This window comes from Amycolatopsis sp. NBC_01307 (assembly GCF_035975215.1).
In the GTDB taxonomy this organism is placed as follows: Bacteria; Actinomycetota; Actinomycetes; order Mycobacteriales; family Pseudonocardiaceae; genus Amycolatopsis.
The window spans coordinates 6915337-6934999 of the sequence record NZ_CP108403.1; the positions used below are offsets into that span (position 1 = coordinate 6915337).

Annotated in this window: 24 protein-coding genes; 8 read left to right on the forward strand and 16 right to left on the reverse strand. The window is 71.1% G+C overall.

Annotated features, from left to right (window positions below; genetic code table 11):
* Nucleotides 1-5 precede the first annotated feature (5 nt).
* Nucleotides 6-215 (forward strand): FmdB family zinc ribbon protein, encoded by a 210-nt coding sequence (locus tag OG439_RS29845; RefSeq protein ID WP_247057042.1) that lies wholly within the window; start codon nt 6-8, stop codon nt 213-215.
* Between the two features lie 6 nt (nt 216-221).
* Here OG439_RS29845 and OG439_RS29850 read toward each other — a convergent pair whose 3' ends face one another.
* The gene (locus OG439_RS29850) at nt 222-1340 is read right to left on the reverse strand and encodes a trans-sulfuration enzyme family protein (protein WP_326944100.1); all 1119 of its coding nucleotides are present in this window, start codon (nt 1338-1340) and stop codon (nt 222-224) included.
* A 58-nt stretch (nt 1341-1398) separates the two neighbouring features.
* On the opposite strand from OG439_RS29850, the gene OG439_RS29855 reads away from it, so the two are divergent.
* A complete protein-coding gene (locus tag OG439_RS29855) occupies nt 1399-1875 on the forward strand; it encodes an Lrp/AsnC family transcriptional regulator (protein ID WP_326944101.1) in 477 nt (158 codons plus the stop codon).
* A gap of 16 nt (nt 1876-1891) precedes the next feature.
* Here OG439_RS29855 and OG439_RS29860 read toward each other — a convergent pair whose 3' ends face one another.
* Both OG439_RS29860 and OG439_RS29865 read right to left on the reverse strand, forming a co-directional pair.
* Complete coding sequence (locus OG439_RS29860; protein WP_326944102.1) at nt 1892-2416, reverse strand: adenylate kinase; 525 nt, start codon at nt 2414-2416, stop codon at nt 1892-1894.
* A complete protein-coding gene (locus OG439_RS29865; protein ID WP_247057052.1) occupies nt 2400-2864 on the reverse strand; it encodes an Lrp/AsnC family transcriptional regulator in 465 nt (154 codons plus the stop codon). The genes OG439_RS29860 and OG439_RS29865 overlap by 17 nt, the downstream gene beginning before the upstream one ends.
* Before the next feature lie 93 nt (nt 2865-2957).
* Between OG439_RS29865 and OG439_RS29870 the strand changes: the two genes are divergently transcribed.
* The 3 genes from OG439_RS29870 to OG439_RS29880 all read left to right on the forward strand — a co-directional run bounded on the left by OG439_RS29870 (nt 2958) and on the right by OG439_RS29880 (nt 4861).
* Complete coding sequence (locus tag OG439_RS29870; RefSeq protein ID WP_326944103.1) at nt 2958-3797, forward strand: LLM class flavin-dependent oxidoreductase; 840 nt, start codon at nt 2958-2960, stop codon at nt 3795-3797.
* The gene (locus OG439_RS29875; protein ID WP_326944104.1) at nt 3794-4222 is read left to right on the forward strand and encodes a nucleoside deaminase; all 429 of its coding nucleotides are present in this window, start codon (nt 3794-3796) and stop codon (nt 4220-4222) included. The genes OG439_RS29870 and OG439_RS29875 overlap by 4 nt, the downstream gene beginning before the upstream one ends.
* A 141-nt stretch (nt 4223-4363) precedes the next feature.
* Entirely contained in the window at nt 4364-4861 is a 498-nt protein-coding gene (locus OG439_RS29880; RefSeq protein ID WP_326944105.1) for a hypothetical protein, read from the forward strand.
* Here the strand turns inward: OG439_RS29880 and OG439_RS29885 are convergent, their stop codons facing one another.
* From OG439_RS29885 to OG439_RS29920, 8 genes are all read right to left on the reverse strand, one after another.
* On the reverse strand, nt 4862-6631 hold the full coding sequence (locus OG439_RS29885) for a 3-hydroxyacyl-CoA dehydrogenase family protein (RefSeq protein ID WP_326944106.1): 1770 nt from the start codon (nt 6629-6631) through the stop codon (nt 4862-4864).
* A 118-nt stretch (nt 6632-6749) separates the two neighbouring features.
* On the reverse strand, nt 6750-7430 hold the full coding sequence (dhaM, locus tag OG439_RS29890; RefSeq protein WP_326944107.1) for a dihydroxyacetone kinase phosphoryl donor subunit DhaM: 681 nt from the start codon (nt 7428-7430) through the stop codon (nt 6750-6752).
* A complete protein-coding gene (gene dhaL / locus OG439_RS29895; protein WP_326944108.1) occupies nt 7427-8056 on the reverse strand; it encodes a dihydroxyacetone kinase subunit DhaL in 630 nt (209 codons plus the stop codon). The genes dhaM and dhaL overlap by 4 nt, the downstream gene beginning before the upstream one ends.
* Entirely contained in the window at nt 8056-9057 is a 1002-nt protein-coding gene (gene dhaK / locus OG439_RS29900) for a dihydroxyacetone kinase subunit DhaK (RefSeq protein ID WP_326944109.1), read from the reverse strand. The genes dhaL and dhaK overlap by 1 nt, the downstream gene beginning before the upstream one ends.
* 66 nt (nt 9058-9123) lie before the next feature.
* Nucleotides 9124-10128, reverse strand: a complete 1005-nt coding sequence (locus OG439_RS29905; protein ID WP_326944110.1) for a DUF3558 domain-containing protein — start codon at nt 10126-10128, stop codon at nt 9124-9126.
* A 47-nt stretch (nt 10129-10175) separates the two neighbouring features.
* Entirely contained in the window at nt 10176-10469 is a 294-nt protein-coding gene (locus OG439_RS29910) for a hypothetical protein (protein ID WP_326944111.1), read from the reverse strand.
* A gap of 12 nt (nt 10470-10481) precedes the next feature.
* Nucleotides 10482-12176, reverse strand: a complete 1695-nt coding sequence (locus OG439_RS29915) for a sodium:solute symporter family protein (protein ID WP_326944112.1) — start codon at nt 12174-12176, stop codon at nt 10482-10484.
* 196 nt (nt 12177-12372) lie between these two features.
* Nucleotides 12373-13149: a hypothetical protein gene (locus OG439_RS29920; protein WP_326944113.1), complete on the reverse strand. Its 777-nt coding sequence runs from the start codon at nt 13147-13149 to the stop codon at nt 12373-12375.
* Nucleotides 13150-13498: 349 nt separating this feature from the next.
* Here OG439_RS29920 and OG439_RS29925 point away from each other — a divergent pair, with 349 nt between their 5' ends.
* Complete coding sequence (locus OG439_RS29925; protein ID WP_326944114.1) at nt 13499-13669, forward strand: hypothetical protein; 171 nt, start codon at nt 13499-13501, stop codon at nt 13667-13669.
* Between the two features lie 88 nt (nt 13670-13757).
* On the opposite strand, the gene OG439_RS29930 is transcribed toward OG439_RS29925, so the two are convergent.
* Nucleotides 13758-13967 carry a DUF1653 domain-containing protein gene (locus tag OG439_RS29930; protein WP_326944115.1) on the reverse strand — a complete coding sequence of 70 codons (210 nt, stop codon included), beginning with the start codon at nt 13965-13967 and terminating at the stop codon, nt 13758-13760.
* The gene (nucS, locus tag OG439_RS29935; RefSeq protein ID WP_247057078.1) at nt 13968-14627 is read right to left on the reverse strand and encodes an endonuclease NucS; all 660 of its coding nucleotides are present in this window, start codon (nt 14625-14627) and stop codon (nt 13968-13970) included. It abuts the gene before it with no gap.
* 36 nt (nt 14628-14663) lie between these two features.
* Here nucS and OG439_RS29940 point away from each other — a divergent pair, with 36 nt between their 5' ends.
* Nucleotides 14664-15212, forward strand: coding sequence for an NUDIX domain-containing protein (locus tag OG439_RS29940; RefSeq protein WP_247057080.1), 549 nt, complete (start codon nt 14664-14666; stop codon nt 15210-15212).
* Between the two features lie 20 nt (nt 15213-15232).
* On the opposite strand, the gene OG439_RS29945 is transcribed toward OG439_RS29940, so the two are convergent.
* Together OG439_RS29945 and OG439_RS29950 are read right to left on the reverse strand one after the other, a co-directional pair.
* On the reverse strand, nt 15233-16006 hold the full coding sequence (locus OG439_RS29945) for an enoyl-CoA hydratase-related protein (protein ID WP_326944116.1): 774 nt from the start codon (nt 16004-16006) through the stop codon (nt 15233-15235).
* Nucleotides 16003-16965, reverse strand: a complete 963-nt coding sequence (locus OG439_RS29950) for a GlxA family transcriptional regulator (protein ID WP_326944117.1) — start codon at nt 16963-16965, stop codon at nt 16003-16005. Before OG439_RS29950 ends, OG439_RS29945 begins: the two co-directional genes overlap by 4 nt.
* 71 nt (nt 16966-17036) lie before the next feature.
* On the opposite strand from OG439_RS29950, the gene OG439_RS29955 reads away from it, so the two are divergent.
* Entirely contained in the window at nt 17037-17591 is a 555-nt protein-coding gene (locus OG439_RS29955) for a cysteine hydrolase family protein (RefSeq protein ID WP_326944118.1), read from the forward strand.
* Here the strand turns inward: OG439_RS29955 and OG439_RS29960 are convergent.
* Nucleotides 17584-19599, reverse strand: coding sequence for a protein meaA (locus OG439_RS29960; protein ID WP_326944119.1), 2016 nt, complete (start codon nt 19597-19599; stop codon nt 17584-17586). The two genes, OG439_RS29955 and OG439_RS29960, sit on opposite strands and share 8 nt — an antisense overlap.
* Between the last annotated feature and the right edge of the window lie 64 nt (nt 19600-19663).

Below are 19663 nucleotides of genomic sequence, written 5' to 3' on the forward strand. Positions count from 1 at the left end.
GCCGCATGCCGACCTACGCCTACCGCTGCCGCGAGTGCACCGAGACCTTCGAGCTCCTGCGCCCGATGAGCGAGTCCGGCGCGCCGGCCGCCTGCCCGGAGGGCCACGCGGACACCGTCAAGCTGCTCACGACGGTCGCCCTCACCGGAGCCGCGGGTGGTCCCGCGGCCCCAGCCGGTGGCGGCGGGTGCTGTGGTGGCGGCTGCTGCGGCTGACCGGCCTCAGAGCGCCTTCAGCGCCTGGTCGAGGTCGTGCCAGAGGTCCTCGACGTCCTCCAGCCCGGCCGACAGCCGGATGAGCTGCTCGGACACGCCGGCGTCGTGGCGGTCGCCGGCGTCGACGATCCGGTGGCTGATCGACCCCGGGTGCTGGATCAGCGTGTCGACGCTGCCGAGGCTGACGGCGGGGGTGATCAGCCGGACGGCACCGATCAGGGCGTGCGGGTCGCCCTCGACCTCGAACGCCACCAGCGGCCCGCCGAGCCGCGGGTAGTGCACCTTCGTCACGGCCGGGTGGGCGGCGAGCCGCTCGGCCAGCGTCGCCGCGGTCGCGGACGCCGCGCCGACCCGCAGCGGCAAGGTGGAAAGCCCACGCAGCAACAGATATCCGGCCAGTGGGTGCAGCACGCCACCGGTGGCGAAGCGGATCTGCCGCAGCCGGGCGGCTTCCTCGGCGTCGCACGCGACGATCCCGCCCATCACGTCGCCGTGGCCGCCGAGGAACTTCGTCGCGCTGTGCAGCACGATCCGGGCGCCGTGGCGGCCCGGGCGCTGCAGCACCGGCGTCGCGAAGGTGTTGTCCACCACCAGCGGTACGTCCCCGCACGCGAGAGCCAGCGCGGCGATGTCGACCTCGGCGAGCGTCGGGTTCGCCGGGGTCTCGACGAACACCAGGCCGGTGTCGGGCCGCAGCGCGGCGGCGACAGCGTCCGGCGCGGCCCAGGTGACCTCGGTGCCGAGCAGTCCCGACTGGAGCAGGTGGTCACTGCAGCCGTACAGCGGGCGCACCGCGACGACGTGGCGTTTCCCTTGCGCCACCGCGGAAAGCAGGCAGGCGGACACCGCGGCCATGCCGCTGGCGAACGCGACGCCGTGGTCGAACCCTTCGAGCTCGGCCAGGGCCCGCTCGAACCGCTCGACGGTCGGGTTGCCCACCCGGCCGTAGATCGGCGGGCCGGCCACCTCGCCGCCGGCGGCGAACTCGTCGATCCGGGCGGCTTCGCCGGCGCTGTCCCGGGACGGGTAGGTCGTGGACAGGTCGAGCGGCGCGGCGTGCACGCCGAGGTCCGTGAGGTCGTCACGGCCGGCGTGGACGGCGCGGGTGCGCAGGGCGGAAGTCATACGAGCATGCTCGATCTTTCACCGGATCCATGGCAACAGCCTCGGATATCATTCGCCGATGTCCGAGAATGTCGAACTCAGTCCGGTTGATCTTGACATTCTGCGCCTGCTGCAGAACGACGCCCGGATCACCAACAAGGACCTCGCGGCCGCGGTCGGCCTGGCGCCGTCGACGTGCCTGGACCGGGTGGCGCGGCTGCGGGACACCGGCGTGATCACCGGGCAGCACGCGTCGGTCGACGCAGCGAAGCTCGGGCGGCCGCTGGAGGCGTTCCTGTTCGTCCAGGTGCGCCCGCACCGGCGGCCGCTGGTGGACCCGTTCATCGAGCACCTGCTGTCCCTGCCCGAGGTGCGCGCGGTCTACCACCTGACCGGGCCGGACGACTTCCTCGCGCACGTCGCCACCAGCTCGGCCGGCGAGCTGCAACGGCTGGTGCTCGACGAGCTGACCGCCCGCGACGAAGTCGCCCGCGTCCACACAAACCTGGTGTTCCAGCACTGGAGCGGTGGCCCCCTGCTGCCACCCGGTGCTTGACGTCCGGCCGTCGACGTCACAGCGTCTCGAGCCACCGGCGGGTTTCGCGCGCGGACGTCAGCCGGACGACCGAAGGGCACGGCGGTTCGGCGGCCCAGCCCCGGATGGTCGCCCGCTTCCGCGCGAACGACGCGAAGTGCCAGCGGATGATCGAGTCGGCGGAGAACATCTGGCGGAACGACTCGACGTTGCCGTTGCAGATCCGCTCACGGGTCACCGACCGCACGGCCGTCCGGCGCAGCAGGCGGCCCAGCGAAAGCCGGCGCGGGTAGTCGAGACCCACGATGAGCTGAGTGCGGGGCAGCACGACGTCCTTCCACCGGCTGTACGCGGCGTCGAGGACCCAGCGCTCCCCCGCGCAGACCTCCGCGATGCGGCGGCGCTGCTCTTCGTCGGGCACCTGGACCCAGCCCGGCTGCCAGGTCAGGTCGTCCACGGAGTGGTACGGCAGGCCGGTGCGCTCGGCGATCCGCGCGGCGAGCGTCGACTTGCCCGAGCCGGTGACGCCGTAGACGACGATCCGGTCAGGAGTCGAGGTCACGGGCGGGCTCCTGCGGTCCGCGGTAGGGCAGCGTCTGGCTGTAGACGATGCTCGTGGTCGTGCTGCCGAACTGGGCCAGCTCGTCCATCGTGCGCTCGAGGTGGGCCATCGAGGCCGCGGCGACCTTGAGCGTGTAGCAGTCGTCGCCGGTGGTGCGCACGCATTCGAGGATCTCGAAGCGCTCGGCCAGCAGCTTGTGCAGCGGCTCGTGGCGGCTGCCCGGGTACTTGAGCCGCACGACGGCGAGCACCGCGTACCCGACCTTGCCGAGGTCGATGTCCGCGCGGTACCCGGTGATCACGCCGGTGGCCTCGAGACGGCGGAGGCGTTCGGTGGTCGCGGACGCGCTGAGGTTCACCCGGCGGCCCAGCTCGGTGAGGGGCAGCCGGGCGTCACGCTGGAGCTCGACCAGGATGGCCCAGTCGGTCGGATCGAGACTCTCGGTCATCCGGTGAATATACCGCGAGATCCACGGCCGAAGCCGGCGAACGCCGTGGCCGATCCCTTCCGATCAGAGGTTTCCCCTCGTTAGCCTTGGTGGGTGAAGATCGGCGTGAACGTCCCCAACTTCGGCCCCGGCACGGATCCCGGCGCACTGCGCGCGTGGGCGCAGACCGTCGAAGGCCTCGGCTACGACCTGCTGATGGTGTCCGATCACGTCGCGATCACGCCAGACGTCGCGGCGCAGTACCCGGCGCCGTTCTACGAGCCGTTCACGACGCTGTCGTGGCTGGCCGGCGTCACGACGCGGGTGCGCCTGGGCACCACCGTGCTGGTTGTGCCGTACCGCCACCCCCTGCTGGTCGCCCGGATGGCGGCGAACCTCGACCAGCTCAGCGGCGGCCGGCTCGTGCTCGGCGCCGGCATCGGCTGGGCGAAGCAGGAGTTCGACGCGCTGGGCGTCCCGTTCGAGCAGCGCGGGAAGCTCACCACCGAGTACCTGCGGGCGATCCGCGCGGCCTGGGCCGAGCACGACGACTACCGCGCGGGCCCGATCCCGCTCTGGCTCGGCGGGCTCAGCGACGCCGGGCTGCGCCGCGCGGTCGCACTCGGCGACGCGTGGCACCCGTTGCGGCTGACCATGGCCGGCTTCCGGGAAGGGTTGGGGCGCTTGACAACCCTGGCCGGCGACCGGCTGGTGCCCGCGTTCGCGCCGCGGATCCTGCTGCGGCTGACCGGCACCCCGGTGACCGGGCCGGACCGGCGCGCCGGCGAGGGCACGCTCGACCAGGTCCTCGACGACCTGGCGCGGTTGCGGGACCTGGGTGCCGACACCGTCGTGCTCGACCCGTTCGACGCCGACCCGGCCGAAACCCTCCACCCGGAGGTGGCTTGGCGAGACCTCGCGGTGATTGCCGCGTCCTGGAAGGAGAAACTGTGAACGACACCGAGGAAACCCTGCTGCGGCGGGCGATCGAGCTGGCCCGCGAAGCGCGCGAGGTGCACGGCAACCCGCCGTTCGGCTCCCTGCTGGCGGACGCCGACGGCAACGTCCTGGCCGAAGACCGCAACACCTCGATCACCGACGACGACATCACGGCGCACCCCGAGCTGAAGCTCGCCCGCTGGGCGGCGCAGCACCTGGCCCCGGAGGTCGCGGCGACGACCACGATGTTCACCAGCACCCAGCCGTGCGGGATGTGCGCCGGCGCGATCGAGCGGTCCGGGCTCGGCCGGGTCGTCTACGCGCTGTCGACCGAGCAGTTCCTCACCCTGCGGCCGCCGGTCACCTGGGGCGGCCACAAGCTCGACGGCCCCGCGCTGTTCGACGAGGCCCGCGTCCCGGTCGAGGGGTACTACCGCTAGCGGCCGACGGCCCCGGAACCGGTACTGGCGAGCGTTGCGCCAACCGAGCACGATCCGGGCCCCGGGGTAACGGGCGCCATCCTCCGGACGACCTCCTTCGCACGAACGGACCCGCCGATCGTGCCGACCGGAGGTGTCCTGATGACCGACCTGTACCAACCGGATCCCGGCGCACCATCGGCCGCACCGGCTCGGCCCAGGTACCGGACCAGCCCCTGGCGCCTGGTGCTCGCGGCCACGGGCGGCGCGGCGCTGGTCGGCGCGCTGTGGGCCGGCCTCGGCCTGGCCGGCTCCGGCGGTCCCGCGGGCCCGTCCGGGGACACGTTCGACCTGCGCGGCACCTTCACGTTGACCAGCGGCGGGGACGGCTTCGGCACCTGCGTCGGCTCGGGCGGTTATGCGGACATCACCGGTGGCGCCGCGGTCACGGTCTACAACGCCGCCGGCACGATGCTCTCCCGGGGCGCGCTCGGCACCGGACGGCCGGCGGGCATGGGCACCTGCGTGTTCTCCCTGTCCGCGCAGAGCGTCCCCGCTGGCGAGCAGATCTACCTGGTCGAGGTCGCCCACCGCGGCCGGACCATGGTGACGCCGCAGGACGCGCGCGACGGCAACGTCGCGCTCAGCCTGGGTGGCTGATCAGTAGTCCTTGAAGCCCTTCCCGGTCTTCCGCCCCAGCCGGCCGGCGGTGACCAGGTGCTCCAGCAGCGGCGCGGGCGCGAAGCCTTCCTCGCGGAACTCGTTGTAGAGCGTCCGCTGGATGGCCAGGGAGACGTCGAGGCCGACGACGTCCAGCAGCTCGAACGGGCCCATCGGCAGGCCGCAGCCGACCTTCATCGCCGTGTCGATGTCGTCGGCGCCGGCGTAGTGCGCCTCCAGCATCTTCACGGCGTCGTTGAGGTACGGGAACAACAGCGCGTTGACGATGAAGCCCGCGCGGTCGCCGCAGTGGACGGCGTGCTTGCCGACCGCCTGGCAGACCGCGCTCGCCGTGGCGACGACGTCCGGGGCCGTGGCGATCGTCGACACGACCTCCACCAGCTTCATCACCGGGGCCGGGTTGAAGAAGTGGAGACCGACCACATCGCCCGGCCGGGAGGTCGCCGCGGCGCACTCGATCACCGGCAAGGAGGACGTCGTCGTGGCCAGGACGGCGCCGGGGCGGACGACCTCGTCCAAGGCCGCGAACACCGCCTGCTTCACCGAAAGCTCCTCGGCCACCGCCTCGACGACCAGGTCGACGTCGGCCAAGGCGTCGAAGTCGGTGACCGGGGTGATCCTCGCCAAGGCGAGAGCCGCGTCCTCTTCGGACAGCTTGCCCTTCACCACGGCCTTGTCGAGCGACTTCTTCACCTTCGCCACCGAAGCCTGGGCCTTCTCCAGGCTCCGGGCCCGCAGCACGACGTCGAGACCGCGCTTCGCGAAGACCTCCGCGATGCCGGTGGCCATCGTGCCGGTGCCGACCACACCGACCTTCGCGACCGGCCGCGGCGCGGCACCGTCCACAGTGGACGTCGCCGTGGCGTCCGCGACCACGTTCGGCGAGTCCGGCGCGTCGTAGGTGTAGAAGCCGCGGCCGGTCTTGCGGCCGAGCAGGCCCGCGGTGATCATCTGCTTGAGCAGCGGCGCCGGCGCGTGCAGCCGGTTGCGGGACTGGTGGTACATCGTGTCGAGGATCTCGTTCGCGGTGTCCAGCCCGATCAGGTCGAGCAGCGCGAGCGGGCCCATCGGGTAGCCGCAGCCGAAGCGCATCGCGGCGTCGAGGTCCTCGCGCGTGGCGTAGCGCTGCTCGTACATCCGTACCGCGTGGTTCAGGTAGCCGAACAGCAGCGCGTTCGCGATGAACCCGGCCCGGTCGCCGATCACCACCGGCACCTTGCCCAGCCGCTCGGCGAACGCGACGACGTCGGTGACCACCTCCGGCTCGGTGACCACGGTCTTCACGATCTCGACGAGCTTCTGCACCGGCGCCGGGTTGAAGAAGTGCATGCCGACGACCTTGCCGGGGCGCGCGGTGTGCACGCCGATCTCGGTGATCGACAGCGAAGACGTGTTGGACGCGAACACGACCTCCGGCCGGGTGACCTTGTCCAGCTGCGTGAAGACGTCGGCCTTGGCCGCCAGGCTCTCCGGGATCGCCTCGACCACGAGGTCCACTTCGGACAGATCCGAGAGCGTCGTGCTGTACCGGATCCGGCCCAGCAGCGCCTCCCGGCCGGCTTCGTCGAGCTTTCCGCCGGACAGGGCGCGCTCGGTCGAGTGCTCCAGGTGCCCCCGGCCGCGCGCGACGCCCGTCTCGTCCAGCTCGACCGTGATGACGTCGAGCCCGCTGCGCGCGAGCACTTCGGCGATACCGGCCCCCATCGTGCCGAGGCCGACCACTCCGACTGTCGAGATGTCCCGCGCCATCGAGGCCTCCAGTGATGTTACTCGCCGGTAATTGCCCCGATACTGCCACGCGCCGCCTTCTGAAGCCCAGACGGAATCGAGTCAGAACGGCGTTTGTCACCCGGTCGGCAACGCGGGCTCACTCGCCGAAATTGCCCTCCACCAGCTCTTTCGCCTTGGCCAGCGCCTCGGACGCCTGCGGGCCGCTCGCCCGGACACGGATCCGGTCACCTTGCCGGGCACCGAGCGACATCAGAGCCAGCACGCTGTGCCCGTCGGCCTCCTGCTCGCCGAGGCCCACCTTCACCTCGGCGTCGAACGCGCTCAGCGTGCGCACCAGCACCGCGGCCGGCCGCGCGTGCAGGCCGACCTCGTTCTGCAGCTCCAGCTCGATCTCGTCGCCACCACCCCCGCCGGCGACCGGCGGAGCGGGCATCAGGTCCTCGGGCATCCCGGCCGCCGCGGCGGCCTCCGCCACCGCCTTGCGGTCCCCGCCGGCCTGCGCGGCGACGGCCGCCGCGATCGCGCCCTCGACCAGCGGGCCGTCGGCGACCAGTGCGGCCGAGGGGTCGGCCAGCGACTCGACGGCCAGCTCGGCGGTCATCTGGGCGCTGCCGAGGTCGTAGAGCAGCACCACCCCGGCGCCGGAGTCGGCGCGCTGGGTGGCCGCGACGACCTCGTCGTAGTCCGTGCCGATCCCGCCGTCGGCGAGGCCGCCGGCCGGCAGGATCGTGACGTCCGGGGCCATCTGGGCGGCCAGTTCGGCGAGGCCTTCCGCGAGCTTCCCGCTGTGCGACACGAGCACGATGCCGACGCTCACCGGGCGGCTCCCGCGAACGCCCGCAGCAGCAGGGCCGACGAGCGCGCGCCCGGGTCCAGGTGACCCACCGCCCGCTCGCCGAGGTAGGACGCCCGGCCCTTGCGCGGCACCAGGTCCACTGTGGACTCGGCACCGCGGTCGGCGGCGTCGGCGGCCGCGGTCAGCACCGCGCCGACGTCCCCGCCGTCCTCGGCCGCCTTCTCCGCGGCCGAAAGGGCGGGGATCAGGGCGTCGACCATCGTCGCGTCGCCGGCCACGGCCTTCCCGCGGGCCTGGACGCCTTCGAGCCCGGCGCGCAGCGCGTCGAGCAGCGCCGGGACGTCGAGCTCGGCGGTCGTGCCCAGCTTGGCCGAGGCACGCAGGAAAGCCGTGCCGTACAACGGGCCGGCCGCGCCGCCGACCTTGGAGATCAGCGTCGTCGCGACGAGCTTCAGCACCCCGCCCGGGGTGTCCGGCTCGGCGGCGTCGAGGGCCGCGACGACGGCCGTGAAGCCGCGGTTCAGGTTCTCGCCGTGGTCGCCGTCGCCGATCGCGCGGTCGAGCTCGATCAGCTCGGCCCGGTGCTCGGCGACGACCGCCGCGGCGGCGCGCACGGCCGCCGCGACCCCCGCGGACTTGCAGGTCATCAGAGCCCCCACCGCAGGGCCGCGGTGTTGACCGGCGCGTCCCACAGCTCCGTCAGCTCGTCGTCCAGTTTGAGCAACGTCAGACTCATCCCCTGCATCTCGAGGCTGGTGATGTACGGCCCGACCAGCCGGCGTTCGACCACGATCCCACGCTCGGCCAGCAGCCGCTCGGCGATGCCGTGGGCCAGGTAGAGCTCGACCAGCGGGGTGCCGCCCATCGAGTTGGTGAACAGCAGCACGCGGTCCCCGGAGGCGAACGGCAGGTCCGAGACGATCGCCTCGACCATGCGCGCGACCAGCGCGTCGGCCGGTTCGAGCGGGATCCGCTCGCGGCCGGGCTCGCCGTGGATGCCGATGCCGAACTCGATCTCGTCGTCGGCGAGCTCGAAGCTGGGGGTGCCGGCGTGCGGCACGGTCGGCGCGGTCAGCGCGACGCCGATCGAGCGCACCTGGCCGATCACCTTCTCCGCCAGCGCGGTCACCGCGTCGAGCGAGTCACCGCGCTCGGCGGCGGCACCGGTGATCTTCTCCAGCAGCACCGTGCCGCCGACCCCGCGGCGGCCGGCGGTGAACGTCGAGTCCTTGACCGCGACGTCGTCGTCGATCACGACGCTGCGCACCTCGAGCCCTTCGGCGGCGGCCAGCTCGGCGGCGGTCTCGAAGTTGAGCACGTCACCGGTGTAGTTCTTCACGATCAGCAGCGCCCCGGCGTCACCCGTGGTCGCGGTGACGGCGGCCTGCACGGCGTCCGGGGTGGGCGAGGTGAACACCGCGCCCGGGACGGCGGCCGCGAGCATGCCCAGGCCGACGAAGCCGCCGTGCAGCGGCTCGTGCCCGGACCCGCCGCCGGAGATGACGGCGACCTTGCCCGCGACCGGGGCGTCGGCCCGGACCACGACGTCCGGGTCCTCCTGGACGCGGAGGATGTCGGCGTGCGCGGCGGCGAGGCCCCGCAGCGACTCCACGACCACGTTCGCCGGATCGTTGATGATCTTCTTCACGGCAACCTCCGGCACATCAGCGGGTGGGTGCCCTCTTCCTACATCTCCGCGCGGCCGTACGCCAGGTCAGGGTTTAGGGAGCAACGTGACGACGTTCTTCGCGACGGTGACCGCCTTGCCGCACGGGTCGTCCTTGTCCGCCTGGGCGTCGTAGTTCTGGTAGCGCACCTGGGCCAGTTCGACGTCGTCGCCCTGCCACGGCCGGTGCTGCCACTCCACGTCGCACTGCGACGAGCCCGACGTGCCCTTCTTCTGGAAGCCGGTGATCCCGCCACCGAGGTCCACCTTGGAGTAACCGTCGCCCACGATCGGGGGCAGGCCCGGCAGGAACCCGACCGTCACCGTCGCGGAGGCGGCCTTGGCCTTCCAGTCGCAGGCGTGCAGGCCCGACGGCGCCGGCTTCGCGGACGGCGCGGCCGAGGCGACCACAGAGGACTCCGCCATCGCGCACGGGTCGGCGGTCAGCAGCGTGCCCGGCGGCGTGGAGTACTTCTCCGGCGAGCTGTGCAGCTTCTGCACGACCGCGTCCATCAGTGTCTGCCCGGGACGGCAGGGATCACCCGGGTAGGCGACCGTCAGGGTGATGGCCGTGTCCGGGTTCAGCGCCGTCATCGCCGCGACCGTGCAGTCCGAGTCGTCGGTCTTGTCGACGCGCAGCGGCAGCCCGCCGACCAGGCCGGTCGTCTTGTCCGCGTGCGGCAGCAGGGTGTTGCCGATCTCGAAGTCGAGCCGGATCTCCTTACCGCCGGGGTCCTTGACCTTGTTGGTGCAGCGGTCGTAGGCGATCGACGACGGCGTCGGGTCCTCCTCGACCGTGCCGAGGCCGAGCGCGCCGAGGGCGTCCTTGGTCAGGAACTGGCACGGCTTGATCGTGCGCAGGGCGCCGGTGGCCACCGCGGCGTCGGTGATCGGGCCGTCGGTGGCCGGGCCCGAGCCGGCCCCCGCGGGCACCGTCGTCCGCGCGAAGTTGGACCGGCCGAGGTCCTGCCCGCACGCGGTCAAAGTCAGCGTGAGGGCGGTGACCAGCAGGAACAGCTTCGGGAGACGGCGGTGTCGAACGTCAGGGAGCACGCGATGCACGGTAGCGGCAGCAGCGCGCCGCTGTCCGGACAACCCGGCTATTCGCCCGCCGCCGGGGTCGTGTCGGTGGTCTCTTCGGTCTCGGTCTCGGCCGGCACGACCAGCGGCCGGACCTGCGCCCAGGTGAAGAACAGCGCGGCGACCACCAGCATGCCGATGCCGGCCCACAGGTTGATGTTCACCCCGGCCGCCTTCTGCAGCTCGGCGTCGGACGTGAAACCGATGCCCAGCACCGTGAGGATGACGCCGTAGACGCCGATCAGCAGGGCGATGATCAGCCGGATGTCGAAAGCGCCCGCCTTCTTCGGCCGCGCGCCGGACTCGGTAGCCATAACGGGGACCTCCTAGAAGATGACGTTGAGGGCGATGGTCAGGATGAGCACGATGCCCGCGAGCAGGCCCGGCTTGCGGTACCAGCCCGCGTTCTCGCCGGTGTTGTCGTGCTGCCGCGTCGCCTTCGGCGTCAGCGAGTAGACGAGACCCACCAGTTCTTCGTCCGGCTTCGGCTTGGTCGCCAGCGAAACCACGACGCTCACCACGATGTCGACGACGAACGCGGTACCGGCGGCCACGAAGCTGGTGCCCTGGCCGCTCAGGCCGATCACCCCGGCCTGCGACAGGCCCCAGACGGTGATCGCGGACGCGGTACCGAGGAGCAGGCCGCTCCAGCCGGCGTGCGGCGTCATCCGCTTCCAGAACATGCCCAGGATGAACGTCGCGAACAGCGGTGCGTTGAAGAACGAGAACAGGTCCTGCAGGTAGTCCAGGATGTTGCCGGAGTTCGAGGCGATGAACGCGGTACCGATCGCGAGGACCGTGCCGACCGACGTGACGATGCGTCCGAGACGCAGGTAGTAGCCGTCCGGCTTGTCCTTCTTGACGTACGTCTGCCAGATGTCGTAAGTGAAGACCGTGTTGAACGAGCTGAGGTTCGCGGCCATGCCGGCCATGAACGAGGCCAGCAGGCCGGCGATCGCGATGCCGAGCATGCCGTTGGGCAGCAGGTCGCGCATCAGCAGCAGGAGCGCGTTGTTGAAGGTGACGCCGCTTTCCGCGGTGCCGCCGTCGAGCAGGACCTGCTTGTCCTTGACGTACTCGGACACGGTGACCGCGGCGATCATGCCGGGGATGATCACGATGAACGGGACCAGCATCTTCGGGAACGCGCCGATGATCGGCGTGCGCCGCGCGGCGGACATGCTCTTCGACGCCATCGCGCGCTGGACCTCGACGAAGTTCGTCGTCCAGTAGCCGAACGAGAGCACGAAGCCCAGACCGAACACGATGCCGAGGATCGAGAGGATGTTGTTGCCGAAGCCCGTCAGGTTGTCACCGGGCCACGAGTGCAGCTGCGCGGTGCCGCCCGGGCTGCCGGTGACCTTGTCGACCAAGCCCTGCCAGCCGCCGACCTTCACCAGGCCGATGATCGTCAGCGGCACCAGCGCGATGACGATCACGAAGAACTGCAGGACCTCGTTGTAGATCGCGGCGGAGAGGCCGCCGAGCGCGGTGTAGGAGAGCACGATCACGGCGGCGATGATGATCGACACCCAGATCGGCCAGCCCAGCAGCAGGTTCACGACGCTGGCCAGCAGGAACAGGTTCGCGCCCGCGATCAGGATCTGAGCGGCGGCGAAGCTGATGCCGTTGAGCAGGTGGGCCGGCTTGCCGAAGCGGCGGCGCATGAACTCCGGGACGCTGCGGACCTTCGAGCCGTAGTAGAACGGCATCATCACGATGCCGAGGAACAGCATCGCCGGGATCGCGCCGATCCAGAAGTAGTGCACGGTCGGCAGGCCGTACTGGGCGCCGTTGGCCGACATGCCCATGACCTCGACCGCACCGAGGTTCGCGGAGATGAACGCGAGGCCGGTCACCCAGGCGGGTAGCGAACGGCCCGACAGGAAGAAGTCGAGACTGCTCGACACCTGCCTCCGGGCCAGGTACCCGATGCCGAGCACCAGGACGAAGTAGAACGCCAGCTCGATGTAGTCGATCGCGTTGGCGTCGAGTCGCAGGTTCGCATCGGCGAGAAGCACCCGACCCACCTCCCGGCTGTACTTTCAAACTGGACAAGAACCGACAGGAATCACCACTGTCCTGTCGGATCCGGACAGTACTGCATGGTTTCCGGGTCGGCACGCTGAGCTGTCCATTGTGCACAGAGGGCGCGTTTCCCGGTCTCTGACCAGTGGAAACGCGCCCTCGACGCCGCGGGAGCGGCTCAGTTGCCGATCATCGATCGGTCGGGACGGCGATCTCGCCCTCCTCGTCGATCAGCCGGGCGAGCACGTCGTCGGGCAGGTAGGTGCGGTGCGGGTACTCCGGACCCCACGAGTTGAGCAGCGGCACCGCGCCGAGCTCGTCGGCCCGCGGGTTGCCGAGGACGGCGTGCACGTCGTCGACCGACTTGGCCCAGCGGAAGGCCGCGATGCCCTGCTTGGCGTCGGGGACGTACTTCTCCCGCGCCTCCCAGTCGTCGTTCTTGTACGAGTCGTCCCAGAGGACGTGCCCGGCGTCCTTGAGCACCTCGGCGCCGGCGCGGACGGAGGTGCCGTTGTCGTCACCGGGGTTGGTCTCGGGCCATTCGTCGCCCTTCTTGGCCGCGTCCCAGAGCCAGCGGGCGGTGTACTCGCCGCCGTTGAACAGCGACATGCACCGCGACCAGCCGAAGCCGACGCAGGCGCCTTCCGCGCCCTGGTCGTAGAAGGCGTAGTTGGCGTCGGTGTCCGGGGTGCCGCCCGGTTCGAGGCAGACGCAGTGCCCGCCACGGATCCGGCCGAGCGCGTCGGCGCCCGCCTTCGCGATGAAGAACTCGCCGGACTTCTCGTCCTGCTCCGGCGTGTCGAAAGCGGAGTACCAGTTGACCCCGATGACGACGGGCGACCGCGTCGGCCGGTCGTCGTCGGCGAGCGCCGACAACGGATACCGTTCGACGTGCTCCCAGTCGTCCGGAATGAACCGGCCCAGCCGCGGGTCGAGCGGATCGGAACCGAGCGGGCGATAACGCATGACTTCCTCCTCCGTGCAGGCGAAAACGCGCGCACATCGACCGGAGGACATGCGCACACCGAGCTCAAAGGCGGAAACAAACGTTGGCACGACGAAGAAAGACGGCCGAGCGCACCACCCTCCGGCCACACCGGACGTACCGGCGGAACCCCTCGAATCGAGTATCCCACGAGCCGGACTCAATGGATCCGCACCTCACCCGAACAGCGCATTAAGATAAGGCGGATGAAATGATCGGCCCACCGCAACGCGCGCTATCCGGTCAACAATTCCCCGGCCGGAGTAATGGCAGCCGAATCAGATACACGAATACGGCATCGATTCGGCATCACCGTAACAGCGACGACGGGTGAAGCGACTCAGGTGCGTCTTCCCGCCACCGGACCGCCCGGAGGAATCGTCCCTTCACGGCCTGTCCGCCCGCGTGGAGACCCGGTACGGGCGCAACGACCGGGTGACCGTCCCGCGTGTGCTGTTCCTCGGTGTGCTCGCGCTGGTCGCGAGTTCGCCGATCTGCTGAACGAACAAGTCGCCACCGGCCCTCAGCCTGCAAGGGCGAAGAACAACCGGCACTCGAACGGCTCGACGTGAACTGTGGTGAAGGTGGCTCAGGAAGTCATCCGGCGGAAGCGCGGCACCGGACCGTCCGGCGTCTCGACCGTCTCGGTGAACATCGCTTCCGGGCGCACCCACAGGCCCCGCTCGCCGTAGAGCGCGCGGTACACGACCAGTTGTTCCTCGGTCTCGCTGTGCGACGCGACGCCGAGCACCTCGTACTCGTGGCCCTTGTAGTGGACGTAGCGACCGGGCTGCACCACTCAGAACAGCCGGAACTCGTCGGACTCGATGCCGCGCAGCTCGTCGTAGTCCAGGGTCAGGCAGCGGATCCCGCGGTCCTCCGCCAGCGTGCGCGCCTGCGGCTTGATGATCTGGGCCGCGAACACGCCCTGCACCGGGGCCAGCAGCGGGTCGCGGTTCAGCAGCTCCAGGTAGCGCGTCAGCTGCTCGACGCCGTCGATCTCGCCGCGGCGCTTGATCTCCACCGCCACCGACTTGCCGTCGGCGTCGCGGGCCATGATGTCGACCGGGCCGATCGGCGTGGGGAACTCGCGGCGGACCAGGGTGTAGCCGTCGCCGAGGGTCTTGATGTGCTCGGCCAGCAGGGCCTGCAGGTGCGCCTCGACGCCGTCCTTCTGCAGGCCCGGCTCCGCGCCCAGCGCTTGGGAGTAGTCGTGGAAGATCTCCTCGATCGAGATCACCAGCTTCTCGCCCTGCTTGTTCTCGACGATCCAGATCTTGCCGTCCTCGATCAGCCAGCAGGGCGGGCTCATCCAGTTCAACGGCTTGTACGCGCGGTCGTCGGAGTGGACCGACACCGAGCCGTCGGACTTCACGAGCAGCAGCCGGGTAGCCATCGGCAGGTGGGCGGTCAGCCGGCCGGCGTAGTCGACCTGGCACCGCGCGATCACGAGACGCACCCGAGGAGGGTAGGACAGGTCCGGGATACTGGTCCGGTGGACCCCATTCAGCGTGTCGCGTCCCGCGAGGTGTACCGGAACAATTGGATGACCGTCCGGGAGGACGAAATCCGCCGTCTCGACGGCTCGGCCGGCATCTACGGCGTGATCGACAAACCGGCGTACGCGCTCGTCATCGCCCAGGACGGCGACCGGTTCCGGCTGGTCGAGCAGTTCCGCTACCCGCTCGGCGAACGCCGCTGGGAGTTCCCGCAGGGCACCGCGCCCGACCTGGCCGACGTGCCGCCCGGCGAGCTCGCGGCCCGCGAGCTGCGCGAGGAGACCGGCCTGCGCGCCGGCTCGATGGTGACGCTCGGCCGGCTCGACGTCGCGGCCGGGATGAGCAGCCAGCGCGGCTGGGTGTTCCTCGCCACCGAGCTCACCGAGGGCGAGCCGGAGCGCGAGATCGAGGAGCAGGACATGCGCAGCGCCTGGTTCACCCGCGCCGACGTCGAGAAGATGATCCTCACCGGCGAGATGACCGACGCACAGTCGCTGGCCGCGTGGGCCCAGCTCATGCTGGCCGAGCGGTACCCGATCAGGTGACTCTCGCCGGGAAGGCGTGATCAGTCGGGCCAGGAGGGCTTGCGCTTCTCCAGGAACGCGGCCATGCCTTCGCGGGCGCCGGGCAGCTGCGACGCCGAGGCCATCACCTCCAGCGCGATCGCGTACGCGTCGGCCTCGGGCCGGTCCAGCTGGGCGTACAGCGTCACCTTGCCCATCGCCTTGCTCGCCCGGCTGCCCCGCGTCGCCCGCGCGAGCAGCTCCGCGACGGCGTCGTCGAGCCGCTCGTCCGGCACGACGCGGTTGACCAGCCCCCAGTCGAGCGCGGTCGGCGCGTCGACGACGTCGCCGGTCAGCGCCAGCTCCATCAGGCGCTTGCGGCCGATCGAGCGCGCCACCGGGACCGCCGGGGTGTGGCAGAACCAGCCGCCCTTGCCGCCCGGGAGCGCGAAGCCGGCCGACTCGGCGGCGATGGCGAGGTCGCACGAGGCCACCAGCTGGCAGCCCGCGGCGGTGGCCAGGCCGTGCACCCGCGCGATGACCACCTGCGGCACCGACTGCATCGTGCGCATCAGGTCCGTGCACAACGTCAGCAGCTCGCGCACGCCCATCAGGTCGCGCGCGGCGACGTCGCCGAAGTCGTGGCCGGCGGAGAACACCGGGCCGGCGCCGGCCAGCACGATGCCCGTCGCGTCGGACGCCCCGGCCTCGCGGAACGCGGCCAGCAGCTCGGCGAGGTGGTCCGCGGACAGCGAGTTGCGCCGTGCCGCGCGGTTCATGGTGATCGTGACGGTGTCGCCGTCGCGCTTGACCAGGATGTGCTCGTACTCGGTCATGCCTCGACGGTAACCCTTCGGAACGTGCGCCGGTAACTGTCCGGGCCGACGCCGACCTCGGCGCGCATCCGGCGCCGCAGGTTCGCCGCGGTGCCCAGGCCGGAGCGTTGCGCGACCCGTTCGACCGGCAGCTCGGTCGTCTCCAGCAAGCGCTGCGCGTACCGGACGCGCTGGACGCGCAGCCAGCGTCCCGGCGTCACGCCGGTGGCCGCGGCGAACTCCCGGTGGAACGTCCGCTCGCTCATCCGCGCGTGCCCGACCAGGTCCTCGACGCCGATGTCGTCGCCGATCCGGGCCAGCGCCCAGTCCATTGTGGACGCCATGCCCGGCTGGGCGGTCGCCGGCGGCAGCGGGTTGTCGACGTACTGGCGCTGCCCGCCTTCGCGCGCCGGCGGCATCACCAGCCGGCGCGCGAGCGCGGCGGCGACGTCCGCGCCGTGGTCCCGGCGGACCAGGTACAGGCAGAGGTCGAGGCCGCCGACGACGCCCGCCGAGGTCAGGACGCCGCTGTCGTCGGTGTAGAGCACGTCGCGCTGCAGGTCGGCGCGTGGCGCGGCGACGGTCAGGGCGTCGAAGTCGCGCCAGTGCGTGGTCGCCGCGCGGCCGTCGAGCAGGCCGGCGGCGGCCAGCGTGAACGCGCCCGAGCACAACGCGGCCACCGTCGTCCCCGCGCGGTGCGCCCGCCGCAGGGCCGCGCCGGCGGCAGAAGGCACCGGAGCGAGCGGGTCGTCGCGGCCCGGCGCCAGCACGAGGTCGCAGCCGTCGAGCCCGGCCAGGCCGTGCGTGGCCGCGACGTCGCCGAACGGCGAGACGGCCGTGCGGACCCGGCCCGGGCTGCACAGCCGCAGGGTGAACGGGCCGATCCCGCTGTCGGTGCGGTCCTGGCCCCAGACCTCGCCGATCACCGCGAGGTCGAACATCCGGGTGCCGGGCAGGAGCAGGACGCCGATCGTGCGCATGGCAGAAAAGTACCGCATCGCGCGTCTTCTGCCACTCCCCCGGGCGGCACGGAACGGCGAAACTCGACGTCATGACCGAAACGGCACTCATCCTGATCGACGTCCAGCGCGGGTTCGACGAGCCCGTCTGGGGACCGCGCAACAACCCCGGCGCCGAAGCGAACATCAAGGCCCTGCTCGACGCGTGGCAGGAGCGGCGGCTGCCGGTCGTGCTGGTGCACCACGACTCGACGGGACCGAAGTCGTCGTTGCGGCCCGGCCAGCCGGGCAACGACTTCAAGCCCGAACTCGACGGCGCGCGCCCCGACCTGGTGTTCGGCAAGCGGGTCAACTCGGCGTTCATCGGCGACGTCGACCTCGACGCGTGGCTGCGCAAGCGCGGCATCACGAGCTTCGTGCTCGCCGGCATCCAGACGAACTTCTGCTGCGAGACCACCGCGCGGATGGGCGGAAACCTCGGCTACGACGTGACTTTCGCGCTCGACGCGACGTTCACGTTCGACCTGCCGGGCGTGGACGGCGACGTCGTCACCGCCGACGAGCTGTACCGCGTCACGGCGGCGAACCTGCACAACCAGTTCGCCACCGTCAAGTCCACGAAGGACATCCTGGCGGGCCTCAGCTGAGGCCGTGGCGCTCCCGGATGAGCGAGACGATGCCGTCCATGATGTCGGTCAGCTCGTAGTCCTTGGGCGTGAACACCCGCGCGATGCCGCGTTCGGTGAGCAACGCGGCATCGTCGGGCGGGATGATCCCGCCGACGATCACCGGCACGTCACCCGCGCCCGCGGCCCGCAGGCCGTCGACGACGTGCGGCACGACCTCGAGGTGCGAGCCGGACAGCACCGACAGCCCGACGACGTGCACGCCTTCCTGCACGGCGGCCGCGGTGATCTGTTCGGGCGTCAGCCGGATGCCCTGGTAGACGACCTCGAAGCCGACGTCGCGGGCGCGGACGGCGACCTGCTCCGCGCCGTTGGAGTGCCCGTCGAGCCCCGGCTTGCCGACCAGGATCCGCAGCCGCTCGCCCAGTTCCGCCTCAGTGGCGCGGACGCGGGCGCGCACCCGCTCGATCCCCGGGTCGCCGCCGCCCGCGGCGGTCGCGGAAACCCCGGTGGGCGCCCGGTATTCGCCGAACACCTCGCGCAGCGCGCCGGACCACTCGCCGGTGGTCACGCCGGCCCGCGCACAGTCCACAGTGGCCTCGAAGAGGTTCGCGGACGTCCGCGCGGTCTCCTTCAGCGTGGCCAGCGACCGCTCGACGGCGTCGCCGTCCCGCCGGCCGCGCCACTCCTCGAGCGCCGCGACGGCGTCCTTCTCGACGGCCGGGTCGATCGTCTCGATCGCCTTCGCACCTTCGGCCTGCAGTGGCGACGGCTCGGTCGTCGCGAACTTGTTGACCCCGACCAGCACCCGCTCGCCGTTCTCCATCCCGCGGCGGTACTCGGCCAGCGACCCGACCAGCTGCGACTTCATGTAGCCGCTCTCGACCGCGGCGACCGCGCCGCCGACGTCCTGGACGCGGGCGATCTCCTCGCGCGCGCCGGCCATGATCTCGTCGACCTTGGCCTGGATGACGTGCGAGCCGTCGAAGATGTCCTCGTACTCCAGCAAGTCCGTCTCGAAGGCGAGCACCTGCTGCATCCGCAGCGCCCACTGCTGGTCCCACGGCCGGGGCAGGCCGAGCGCCTCGTTCCACGCCGGCAGCTGGATCGCGCGGGCCCGCGCGCCGCGGGAGAGCGACACCGCGAGCATCTCCAGCACGATCCGCTGGACGTTGTTCTCGGGCTGGGCCTCAGTGAGCCCGAGCGAGTTGACCTGGACGCCGTAACGCAGCCGGCGTGCCTTCGGATCCGTTACGCCGTAACGATCCCGCGTGATCTCGTCCCAGAGCGCGGTGAACGCGCGCATCTTGGACATCTCCTCGACGAACCGGACGCCGGCGTTGACGAAGAACGAGATCCGCGCGACGACCTTGCCCATGTCGGCCGGGTCGACCTGCCCGGAGTCGCGGACGGCGTCGAGCACGGCGATCGCGGTGCACAGCGCGTAGGCGACCTCCTGCGTCGGCGTCGCGCCGGCTTCCTGCAGGTGGTAGCTGCAGATGTTGATCGGGTTCCACTTCGGCACGTGGTGCACGGTCCACGCGATCATGTCGGTGATCAGCCGCAGGCTCGGGCCCGGCGGGAAGATGTAGGTCCCGCGGGACAGGTACTCCTTGATGATGTCGTTCTGCGTGGTGCCGGTGAGCTTCGCGAGCACCTCGTCGACGTCCCGGCCCTCGGCTTCGGCCTGCTCGCGCGCCACGGAGACGTACAGCGCGAGCAGCCACATGGCCGGCGCGTTGATGGTCATCGACGTGTTGGCCTCGGCGAGCGGGATGCCGTCGAAGAGCCGCCGCATGTCGCCGATGTGCGACACGGGCACGCCGACCTTGCCGACCTCACCGCGGCTGAGCTGGTGGTCCGGGTCGTAACCGGTCTGGGTCGGCAGGTCGAAGGCGACGGAGAGCCCGGTCTGCCCCTTGGCGAGGTTGCGCCGGTAGAGCTCGTTCGACGCGGCCGCGGAGGAGTGCCCCGCGTACGTGCGCATCACCCACGGGCGATCCCGCTCGTGGTCGGATGGGTACGGCACTGTGCACCTCCGGCGCTGGTCGACCCACAGAGTGTACCGGCCGGTAACTTATGCGGCGGAGTGG

Bases quoted from the DNA above. Each gene is read 5' to 3' on its own strand.
- OG439_RS29845 (WP_247057042.1), top strand. From the start codon at position 6: ATGCCGACCTACGCCTACCGCTGCCGCGAGTGCACCGAGACCTTCGAG.
- OG439_RS29850 (WP_326944100.1), bottom strand. From the start codon at position 1,340: ATGACTTCCGCCCTGCGCACCCGCGCCGTCCACGCCGGCCGTGACGAC.
- OG439_RS29855 (WP_326944101.1), top strand. From the start codon at position 1,399: ATGTCCGAGAATGTCGAACTCAGTCCGGTTGATCTTGACATTCTGCGC.
- OG439_RS29865 (WP_247057052.1), bottom strand. From the start codon at position 2,864: ATGACCGAGAGTCTCGATCCGACCGACTGGGCCATCCTGGTCGAGCTC.
- OG439_RS29880 (WP_326944105.1), top strand. From the start codon at position 4,364: ATGACCGACCTGTACCAACCGGATCCCGGCGCACCATCGGCCGCACCG.
- OG439_RS29885 (WP_326944106.1), bottom strand. From the start codon at position 6,631: ATGGCGCGGGACATCTCGACAGTCGGAGTGGTCGGCCTCGGCACGATG.
- dhaL (WP_326944108.1), bottom strand. From the start codon at position 8,056: ATGACCTGCAAGTCCGCGGGGGTCGCGGCGGCCGTGCGCGCCGCCGCG.
- OG439_RS29910 (WP_326944111.1), bottom strand. From the start codon at position 10,469: ATGGCTACCGAGTCCGGCGCGCGGCCGAAGAAGGCGGGCGCTTTCGAC.
- OG439_RS29920 (WP_326944113.1), bottom strand. From the start codon at position 13,149: ATGCGTTATCGCCCGCTCGGTTCCGATCCGCTCGACCCGCGGCTGGGC.
- OG439_RS29945 (WP_326944116.1), bottom strand. From the start codon at position 16,006: ATGACCGAGTACGAGCACATCCTGGTCAAGCGCGACGGCGACACCGTC.
- OG439_RS29950 (WP_326944117.1), bottom strand. From the start codon at position 16,965: ATGCGCACGATCGGCGTCCTGCTCCTGCCCGGCACCCGGATGTTCGAC.
- OG439_RS29955 (WP_326944118.1), top strand. From the start codon at position 17,037: ATGACCGAAACGGCACTCATCCTGATCGACGTCCAGCGCGGGTTCGAC.